The sequence below is a fragment of the Pseudoalteromonas sp. P1-26 genome, from assembly GCF_001401795.1.
Classification (GTDB): Bacteria; Pseudomonadota; Gammaproteobacteria; order Enterobacterales; family Alteromonadaceae; genus Pseudoalteromonas.
Window position 1 is genome coordinate 1 of record NZ_LKDX01000077.1, and the last position, 9,748, is coordinate 9,748.

General features: G+C 38.8%; 13 protein-coding genes. 11 read left to right on the top strand and 2 right to left on the bottom strand.

What is annotated here, in order from left to right; genetic code table 11:
* Positions 1-273 precede the first annotated feature (273 nt).
* Positions 274-1,179 carry a LysR substrate-binding domain-containing protein gene (locus AN394_RS20345; RefSeq protein WP_055022412.1) on the bottom strand — a complete coding sequence of 302 codons (906 nt, stop codon included), beginning with the start codon at positions 1,177-1,179 and terminating at the stop codon, positions 274-276.
* 145 nt (positions 1,180-1,324) lie between these two features.
* Between AN394_RS20345 and AN394_RS20350 the strand changes: the two genes are divergently transcribed.
* Together AN394_RS20350 and AN394_RS22550 are read left to right on the top strand one after the other, a co-directional pair.
* On the top strand, positions 1,325-2,191 hold the full coding sequence (locus AN394_RS20350; RefSeq protein ID WP_055022413.1) for a DMT family transporter: 867 nt from the start codon (positions 1,325-1,327) through the stop codon (positions 2,189-2,191).
* A 213-nt stretch (positions 2,192-2,404) separates the two neighbouring features.
* Positions 2,405-2,620, top strand: a complete 216-nt coding sequence (locus AN394_RS22550; RefSeq protein ID WP_408003019.1) for a GNAT family N-acetyltransferase — start codon at positions 2,405-2,407, stop codon at positions 2,618-2,620.
* On the opposite strand, the gene AN394_RS20355 is transcribed toward AN394_RS22550, so the two are convergent.
* Positions 2,575-3,546 carry an IS481 family transposase gene (locus tag AN394_RS20355; RefSeq protein ID WP_055022414.1) on the bottom strand — a complete coding sequence of 324 codons (972 nt, stop codon included), beginning with the start codon at positions 3,544-3,546 and terminating at the stop codon, positions 2,575-2,577. The two genes, AN394_RS22550 and AN394_RS20355, sit on opposite strands and share 46 nt — an antisense overlap.
* A gap of 296 nt (positions 3,547-3,842) precedes the next feature.
* Between AN394_RS20355 and radC the strand changes: the two genes are divergently transcribed.
* The 9 genes from radC (at position 3,843) to AN394_RS20390 (ending at position 9,620) form a co-directional block, all read left to right on the top strand.
* A complete protein-coding gene (gene radC / locus AN394_RS20360; protein ID WP_408003020.1) occupies positions 3,843-4,370 on the top strand; it encodes a DNA repair protein RadC in 528 nt (175 codons plus the stop codon).
* Between the two features lie 81 nt (positions 4,371-4,451).
* The gene (locus AN394_RS22080) at positions 4,452-4,610 is read left to right on the top strand and encodes a hypothetical protein (protein ID WP_161805763.1); all 159 of its coding nucleotides are present in this window, start codon (positions 4,452-4,454) and stop codon (positions 4,608-4,610) included.
* Between the two features lie 109 nt (positions 4,611-4,719).
* A complete protein-coding gene (locus AN394_RS20365; protein WP_036973825.1) occupies positions 4,720-5,844 on the top strand; it encodes a toprim domain-containing protein in 1,125 nt (374 codons plus the stop codon).
* Complete coding sequence (gene yfaE, locus AN394_RS20370) at positions 5,841-6,083, top strand: class I ribonucleotide reductase maintenance protein YfaE (RefSeq protein ID WP_036973826.1); 243 nt, start codon at positions 5,841-5,843, stop codon at positions 6,081-6,083. Before AN394_RS20365 ends, yfaE begins: the two co-directional genes overlap by 4 nt.
* Before the next feature lie 66 nt (positions 6,084-6,149).
* Positions 6,150-6,377 carry a hypothetical protein gene (locus AN394_RS20375; protein WP_036973827.1) on the top strand — a complete coding sequence of 76 codons (228 nt, stop codon included), beginning with the start codon at positions 6,150-6,152 and terminating at the stop codon, positions 6,375-6,377.
* Positions 6,378-6,464: 87 nt separating this feature from the next.
* Positions 6,465-6,614: a hypothetical protein gene (locus tag AN394_RS22085; protein WP_161805764.1), complete on the top strand. Its 150-nt coding sequence runs from the start codon at positions 6,465-6,467 to the stop codon at positions 6,612-6,614.
* Between the two features lie 666 nt (positions 6,615-7,280).
* Entirely contained in the window at positions 7,281-8,321 is a 1,041-nt protein-coding gene (locus AN394_RS20380) for a DUF262 domain-containing protein (RefSeq protein ID WP_055022416.1), read from the top strand.
* On the top strand, positions 8,314-8,994 hold the full coding sequence (locus AN394_RS20385) for a hypothetical protein (protein WP_055022417.1): 681 nt from the start codon (positions 8,314-8,316) through the stop codon (positions 8,992-8,994). The genes AN394_RS20380 and AN394_RS20385 overlap by 8 nt, the downstream gene beginning before the upstream one ends.
* A 134-nt stretch (positions 8,995-9,128) precedes the next feature.
* Complete coding sequence (locus tag AN394_RS20390; RefSeq protein ID WP_408003021.1) at positions 9,129-9,620, top strand: tyrosine-type recombinase/integrase; 492 nt, start codon at positions 9,129-9,131, stop codon at positions 9,618-9,620.
* The last annotated feature ends 128 nt before the right edge of the window (positions 9,621-9,748 follow it).

Here is a 9,748-nt window from a genome sequence, read left to right on the forward strand (position 1 = left end):
AAGATAACCGTCAATTTCCCTTGGTAATTAGCGATTACGACAGAATCGCGTGGTAATTAAAGTACGACAAAATCGCTTGGTGTTAACATCATCATGTGAATAAGTCTTAACTTGATCTGCCAGATTTGATTTATAGAGTTGAATTAAAACTGACAGTGAATAGCCAATAAAGGCCTCTGGCAAACTCATTTTGACTGGCAACTAACAAAACTAAACGGACGCTGACAGCTACTTCTAAGTAGCTAGTATTCACCTTCAACTCTAATTTAATAGCTAAGCTGATTCCAGTTCATAACACTGCTGTTTAAGCCAACGACCTAATTTCATAATATCAGGTTGCCTAGCTCGTGTTTCCTTATAGACAAAATAGAAGTTATCTCCGGTATTAAGCTCGTGCATAGGTATGCGCACAAGACTTTGCTGGCGATCCTGATCATCCATCATGTAATTATTAATGAGGGTAATTCCCAAATTATATCGAGCCGCTTCAGCGGCAAGTAAGACATGACTAAATTGATTAATTTTGACGTCTTTGGGTAATTCAAATTTACCACTCATACACCAACGTAACCAGTCGTCACCAAGACTTTCATTTGTATCTGAGTATTGTACTGATAATAACGGGTGTTGCCATAATGAATCAGGTAGAGGCTTATTTCTTAACTGCTGCCAAAGCTTTTTTCCACACACGGGATAAAGTTTTTCAGTAAACATGAATTGATTGACAAAGTTACGTTCCGGTGGATTCACTGAAATAAAACAATCCGCAAATTGGTCATTATAATCCGGTTGATCCCCGACCATATTTAAAGTTATTTCTATTTCTGGGTGCTGATTTCTAAAATCTTCTAACTTCGGTATCAACCAGTTCACCGCCACAGAGCTATATAAAGCCAAACGAAGATTGCCTGATTTCCCGTGACGTATCATTTGACTGGCATTTGATAGATTTCCTAATGAGTTAGTCACTTCTTCAAAGTAACGTTCCCCGACCTTAGTCAAGGAAAAAGAACGCCCCTGTCGGTTAAACAGAGTTCCACCCAAATAGTCTTCGAGTAATCGAACTTGGTGACTAACCGCACTTTGAGTCACATTGAGGTGCTCAGCAGCTTTGGAAAAGCTATTAAGTCGCGCAACAGCTTCAAAGCATTGCAGGGCACGTAAAGGAGGCAACTTCATTATAAATTTAGCTCATACTAAAAAAATTTTAAACATTATACATCATATAAGGTATGGAATACGCTAATCATATAACCGTTTTACAAACGTAACTCTATTAATTCAGTTCCATTGACATTTTCTAGAATGTAGCAGGAGTAATGAAATGCCCAAAATAACTGTCGGACTCGCGATGACATTACTTATCATCGGAAATATAATTGGTGTTTTTTCTGACGCTTTGATAAAAACTCTGCCAGCAGATACTGCCATATACCAATTTGTATTATTTCGTCAATTGACCGCAGTGCTGATTCTACTTCCATTTTGTCTACTCAGTAATAAACAAAGCCTCTTCGCTGGCCTCAAATGGCACTTTATACGTGGCCACATTTGGTTATTAGGGACAATATTTATGGTATTCGCTCTGGGCGCTCTGCCGTTAGCTACCGTAAATGCTATTTTCTATACAGCGCCTTTGCTTATGCTGCCGTTAGCCATGATATTGTTTCAGGAAAAGCTGACTAGCCACTCAATTGCTGCTGCTGTTTTGGGCTTTATCGGCGTACTTATCGTGGTCAAACCAACACAAATTAATTGGGCAGCGATTGCCGCCCTTGTCGTCGCATTGACTATGGCTGTAAATAATTTATTGGTTCGTAAATTACCTCAGCATCATAATGTGTTCCAAACTTTAATGCTCACCAACCTAGTAGGTATCCCAGCCGCACTTGGGTTGGCGTTATGGGAAGGCAAACCTTGGGACTGGACTCCAATGTTAACGGCAACAGGCTCCAACACTTTTATCCTAATTTATGCTGGTATATGTGTATTGGTATATAGAGCAATCGAAGCCAGTAAAATTTCCAGTGCCGAATACACTGGTTTATTAGGTGCTGTAGTTGTAGGGGTGCTGTGGTTCGATGAAATACCGGACCTGAGCTTGGCTATAGGATCTTCTTTAATTATTATTCCGCTGATTTGGTTAGCCAAGATAGAAGCAAAGATAAAGCAAACAAGTAAAATAATATAAATGGTAAAGTTAATCTAACTTTCCAACGTGACCGCGTTTGGGAACGAGCGTTTAACTGCACTCCCATGTGGGATAAATAATAACTAGTTAATTTTTGGAATATTATGACTGAAAATAATTTGATATTTTGTGACTATAGTAACTCTTATTTAGAAGACTGTCTTTGGGCTGGATATCGATCCTAAAATAAACCGTGCTCATATCACTTAGATTGTGACTTCTCCACGGGTGCAGGCTAATGGCATCGGAACGGCAATGATGTCTTACGCTAAGAAAATGGCAAAGGACAGTGACATGAAAGTTATAGATATCGCCGCCAGTCATCTTTCAGCTCCTTTCTTCGAAAAATTTGGGGCAAAGACAATTTTAGAAATCTGTGTGATTCATAGAGATCGTTTCAATTTTGCGATCTCTAAATCCCTTCTGTAATTGGATAATTGAACACGTTCATTATGCGCTTGATAAAACCCCTCAATTTCATCTGAAAATGGCGCTTGTTCACTAACTTCAAAATACCTTTCTATCGGCGTTTTTCCATTGTGAGCACTATGTGGTCTCTCCCAATTGTAATAGTGCTGCCACTCAGAAAGTTGCTCGTGAATATCTTCAGATTCCAAATCAACAGTTGCATAAAACTCAGCTTTATCTGTTTTTTGAGAGCGTTCAACTTTGCCATTAAGGTGCGGTGAAGCTGGCTTATTTGGTCGGAATTTTATCTTGTATCTCATTAATAACTTTTGCACTTTTTCAGCAAAAAATCCTGTACCTCGGTCTGTCTGAAATCGCTGTATAGGGAATAGCATTTCTTCAATTACAGACTCTACAAAGTCAATGGTATTAGTGGCACTACGTCGCTTATAAAGCCTTAACACTCGATAGCGTGTACAGTCATCAATAGCTGTGTACTGGTATAAATTAGGGGCTATTTTAAAGGTGTCCATTTGAACTCTTTCGCCAGGAATAGGCTTAGAGTATCTTTTGAAGTCAAGCTTTCTACGATAAATAACTATAGGGTCAACTTGGTGCTTTTTAAGCACTTTATGAATAGTAGCTAGCCCTAACTTAATTTGCTCATTTCTAAGCAACTCACTTTGGATTCTTCGAGCGCCTAAGTTTCTAGATTTTCTTAAGACTAAAATCTTAGCTTCCAATTCTGGAGACATTTTTTGATTTGGTGAACTGTGGGGTCTTTTACTCAAACTTTTAAGGCCATCAAGACCTTGCTCTTGATACCTAGACCACCACTTTCGTAATGTTGGCCTAGATATTCCACAACGCAGACAAACTAAACCTGCGTTGTTTGTTTCTTGATAAAGCTTTATCCACTTAAGTCTTTGTTGAATTTCATCGTTCATAACATCCAAGTATAGAAAGGATGTCTATGAATCACACACACTACTACATATAAGCCAAATTGATTTTTTTGCATTTATCATTAATTTAATGATGGCACCTTGCTATCAAATTTACCGTAAGGTAATTAATTTTGATAAAGCATAAAAGCTACTCAGATCCTTGTATTTGTGTAGAACAAGTACCGACGTCTCGTTGTTACTTTGGGTTTAACCCTAGATTTAGCATAAGCGAGTTCAGCTTGCTTGTGTTCAACAAACTTAAATCAACCCATAGGGGATTATTATCCTCTGGGTAATTGTCTCCGCTTAATGTTTCTTTGGAGGAGACAATGACTATTTCTAACTTAAAACTAAATGAAGAAACTGGTAAATATATAATCACGTCAGAGCTTAGCTCTGATGAAATTATTGAAACAGCCAAGAAGCTTCTAAACAATAGGCTGAGACGAGGTGCTATTTTTAAGAGCCCTACCCAAGTCACAGATTATCTAGAGGTCCATTTAAAGGGATTGGAGCATGAGGTCTTTTACATGCTTTATCTTGATAACCAAAATAGACTTATAGACAAAGAAATACTGTTTACCGGAACGATAAATGCTGCAAGTGTTTATCCTCGGGAGATTGTAAAAAGTGTACTAAAAAAGAATGCATCTTCTGTCATTTTAGCGCACAACCACCCATCAGGTATTGCCGAACCATCGCAAGCAGACAAGCTAATAACCACTAAGATCCAACATGCACTCAATCATATTGATGTACAAGTGTTAGATCACATCATTATTGGCGAAAATACTGTCTCTTTTGCTGAGCGCGGTCTTATCTAACTCAAATTAAAACCATTCCTTGTGGGGATACTTCCCATAAGGGGCGTATCCCCTTTTTTGTACTCTTTGGAGGAGATACGCATGAATAATTCAATTAAAAAGGCAATTATGCCAATCCCATCGTCAATACCTAACACAGAAGTGAGAGAGGTACATATTGGCGATAAAACGATTCTTTCATTACGTGCTAAGTGGGGACCTTTATTTGAAGGTCAACAACGAGCTCAAGCTCAAGGCTAAACGTATGAGTTAGCCTTAGGGCTAACTCTTCTTTTTATTCGAGGCGACCACCTAAAGCGCCTTGTATTCAGGACGCTTTAGGGTCGTCTTGAGGAATAGGAGAATTGTAATGATTGAATCAAAAATAGATAAAGTACTCGCTTTAGTTGAGTCAAATGGCGGGTGGTCTTCTGTCTACTCAGCCTACCCAGGACTTAATGAAGCAGTTTCAAAATCAAATAACCACGGTGGTTCACCACAAGTACCATGCCCAAAAACTGGAAACGGAAGAACTAAGTTTCGCCTTTTCCGCGATTGGGTTGATACCGGTGGCGCATACCATAACGATGTAGGTGCTTTACCCGGTGGAATAGATGTAATTGCGTTTATGGAGAGTTGCTCAAAAAGCGACGCTTTAAACAAAATAATCGATATCTGTGGTGGTGACTTATCAAGCATCTCGCGCGAATACGTTAAAAATGTGAAAGCTTCACAGCCAAAAGGTATTAACGATGATGAAAAAGCAAAACGAGTTGCAAAACTTGAGAAGCTATTTCAACACGCTATTCCTGCAGCTCATGATCAATCTGGTCGGATACAAGCTTACTTGAACAGCCGTGGACTTAAAACTGATGCGAAAACTTTACCGTATACACTTGGGTATGCTGATGAGCTTTGGTGGGGAGATGGTCAGTCTAAACCTAAGAAACTTCATGGTTTACTAGGTTCAATGACTGATCCAGATGGTAATCGGATCACGATTCATCGAATTTTCCTTAACAAGCAAGGCTTAAAAGCAGATGTACCTAATGCGAAGATGTTAATGCCTCCGCCCAGCTATATTGGTGGATGTTCAATTAAAATTGACTCACCAGTAACTGAAGGTGATAACACCTTTATTGGCGTATGTGAGGGAATTGAAACTGCATTAGCTGTTCGTGAGGCTACAGGTTGTCCTATGTGGTCATGCTATTCGGACACATTACTAAAAATGGTAAAAATTCCAGATAGTGTGACTTCAGTATTAATTTTTGCTGATAAGGATGCATCTGGAGCAGGTCAAGAAAAAGCAGAAGCATTAGCTGCGAGGCTACGTAGAGAAGGAAAGTTTGTTGATATTTATATGCCACCTTTAGATATACCTAATGGCAGCAAAAGTATGGACTGGCTGGACACCTACAACTTAGCAGGCCCTAGTGCTTTTTCATTTCGCTTACCTGTTGACATCTCTGTTAATACTGGAGGTGTCAAATGATTAGCGTTTCTGGTCAAGTTTACAATGACACAAATGGAACACTATTACAGACTTTAGAGCTGAATAGTGTTGCCCCTACATCTAACTGTAAATCAGGTTTTTGTGGGGCGTGTCGCATCAAATTACTAAAGGGCAATGTCGAATATATCGATGAACCAATTGGCTTTACAAATGAAGGTGAGATATTACCTTGCGTTTGTAAGCCAAAAGGTGACATTGAGGTTGAAGTAACCTTTTAGATTTTTACAACCAACCCATGCGGGGAGCCCCCCGCTTGGGAAGCTCCCCCTTTCTTTGGAGGAGCAATGAGTAAACATCATATTGAAATGGCAAAAGCTGGTGGTTCTCAGCTACGTCATTTCGCAGCATACCGCAATGGATACTATCCAGATATGGTTATCAGACACTTCATAGCAAAAACTACTCACTTTTTATTAATTGAAAAATATAGAAAGACTGTAGATTTGCTTGTGATACACAATGTGACAATCGCAAATGCCTGTGAAACGGCAGAATTGCTATTTGAAGCATAAACAACCCTTGGGGGATTACTCCCTCAAGGGTGTGAACCCTCAAATTTACTTTGAGGAGATTCAAATGAATTGCTTATGAAAAACAAAATGCTAAATAAGATCATGGTTGAACTAATCTTATTAGCAACAATTGTTGGCTATATTCCAGAGCTCTCTGTTAGTGGTTTTGCGGATATGTTTGGCCGTGTGGTTTCGACAACAAAACATGCTACGAAATTCAAATTCAAGGACTTATAAAGCTAGTCATTGCTTTTGTTTGTATGTTGGCATCTGTTGTGATAGGTTTCTATATAACTTTCCTAAATGGTTCCGAGGAGGACGATCAAGATGAATGAAATCCAAGCTATTGGTTTGACCTTTTTCATTTTTGGTAATGTAGTTTTTTTCGGTAGTTATTTATGGATGCACCACCGAATAAGCAAAAAATAAAATAAGAAAAGACCGTTAATCGGTCTTTTTTTTTGTCAAAATTTGAAGAGAGGAGCTACTGCGCCTAGAACAATAACCAGTAAGGGGTAGACGCGAAGCTCTTCTATATTGCTGAAAATAGAAAAATTTCAATCAATTCCAAGTGTGTGAGTAGAATAAAGATTCATACCAAGTATTAAACTATCATCCTAAAATGGCAGCGATTGCATCGGTACGCTGCCATTTCTAAAACGTTTTTGCCCCATTGTGTGCTAGTACACTTTTTCTTTGCACTTTACGAATGCTTTTTCTAATCGTTGTGGTGTCTTGTAATGTGAGAGTTTACAAGAATATCGACGTGAGCTTAGCCCTCAGTCCTCCATGAATAGTTAGATAGTGTTTCTAGTCACCATTCACTAACCTATTGACTAATATCGACTAAAATATGAGTTGTTGTTACACTGGAATAAACTTAGATAGCTCACTGGAGAACACATGAAAGATTATATGAATCAACTCGATCAAGAGACTAGGAAAGTAGATTTTGATTCATTTGATATATCTGTTAAAGAGTTGATTTCTATGGCGAATGAATCAATTATCAACATTGCTCCTGAGTACCAAAGGCAATTTCGTTGGCCCGAAGATAACCAGTCTAAACTTGTAGAATCTGTTTTATTGGGAATACCTATTCCTAACTTGTTCATGGCTGCAAATAGAGATGGATCTTGGGAGTTAATAGATGGCGTACAAAGGCTTAACTCATTGATTCATTTTTGTGGGACCCCAGAGCAAATAGAAAGTTTTGGGCTGGATAAGCCTCTTAAACTTAAGGGGCTAGATATCCTGTCTAAGTTCAATGGAGCAACGTTTAATGATCTGCCTCATTCACTTCGTTTGAAGTTCAGTTTACGTCCGCTTAAGGTAACAACACTAAGCGATAAAAGTGATCTAAAAGTACGATTCGACCTCTTTGAGAGATTGAATACTGGTGGAATCAAATTAACTCCTCAAGAAATTCGAGCTTGTGTATTTAGAGGGCAATTTAATGATTTTATCATTGAACTTGCAAAAAATGATGACTTCAACAAAGTTGTTAATGTGTCATCAACTAAAGCGAAAGACGGTACCAGAGAAGAGCTTGTTTTGAAGTTTTTGGCTTACAAAACAAAACGTGATGATTTTAAACACAGTGTAGAGATATTTCTAAATGACTTTATGGCCGATGCATCGGTACATTTTAACTATAAGAAGTATAGAGAGCTGTTTGAAAAAACATTTGAATCACTAAGAGCTGTCTTACCTAATGGAATTAAACGCGGCAATAAAGGAAGTACACCACAAGTGCTTTTTGAAGCCATTGCTATTGGAGCTGCCGATGCTATTGAAGAAGGAGTTGATATTAGCGGATCAAATGTAGCCAACTGGATTGATGATGAAGAGTTACGCCGCTTGACAACTGGAGCCACAAATTCAGGGCCTCGCTTACGCGAAAGAGTCGAGTATTGTCGAGTTAGGTTTGTAGATAATGTTTAATGATATTGATGCTGGTGTTATGAATCGCTTGAGGCAACTAGATTCAATACTAGAGTATTTGTCAGATGAGGCACTGACTGAAGAAACTAAAAATTCAGACTTCTATCGTGCTCAGAAAGGCTTGGTGTTTGTTGCAATGTATGCAGCACTTGAGTTCGCAATTACACAATCAGTCACACGAGCATTAGAAGTTATTGGGCAAGAAGAAGCTCCTGCCAATCATTTTAAAAGTGCGGTATTGTGCTCGCTGTTTGATTCTCATTTTAAAGCTCTTCGAGAGTGCGGAGCCTCCAAAGTGTGGGAAAATCGTCATAAACTTGTTCTCGCAGTAACAAGTGATACTGAAGTGACTAATGTTGACAGTTCTGTTTTTCCATCAGGTGGCTCAATGAATATTTCTATTAAACAGCTAGAGAACGTGTGGAATTTTTTTGATTTAGAACGCTCACCACTGCCAGAAGGTGTGCAGCACTTTGTCTTAACCGAAGTCAAGGATCACCGTAACGCGATAGCTCATGGTAGAGAGACCGCAATTACTATAGGGCGAAGGTTTAACGTTACGCAGTTAGATAATAGAGCACGCAGTATAAAGCTTTTATGTCTTCACATTACTTCTTCGTTTGCCTCTTATTGTGCTGAAAAACGATATTTTGTTGCGGATACTGTGGCATAAAAAGCAACTGCTTTGCCATACCAGTAGTTATTCATGGATTGCTAATGCTCGATTTTTCGAAATTCATTTCTTTCCAAATCCTAATCAGTAATACATCCACTATCCTCATAGTGACTTTTAAATAGGAGGTCACTATGAAACCAGAACTAAACCACAATGCTACTGGTGTGAAACGTCCTTTCAAGCTTGAAGAGATTTGGCGTATTCGCACTCGAATTGAAATTCAAAACAACTTGATGCAATTAGCTTTACTGAATTTGGCTATAGATAGCAAGCTAAGATCATGTGACTTACTCTCTTTAAAAGTTCGAGACGTCGCTACTCTCGATCAAGTATTTGAAAGGGTTCAATTAACGCAGAAGAAAACAGGGATCGAAGTTCAATTTGAGATAACTCCGAGAACACAACAAAGTATTATCCATTGGGTTCAAGAAGTTAAATTGCAACCCAGTGATTATTTGTTTCGGAGTATACGTCGCTCTAATCAACCAATAAGCTATTCATATTACAGGTCTATCATCAGGAGCTGGGCTGAGCAATTAGGACTTGATTGCGACTTGGGGACAAGAAAACCTTCGATGATAAAAACGCCATATCGATTGCACAACCTCTCTGCGAAGCAATAATGTCGATGACCGCTCGTACCCGTTTATCCTCAGGGCGCGAGGTAGTGTTTAGAAATCTGTGTCATTTCAGTAATATTAAGAAAACAGGAGTGACACATGACTCAATCTTTCGACTTCAACAAAGCATT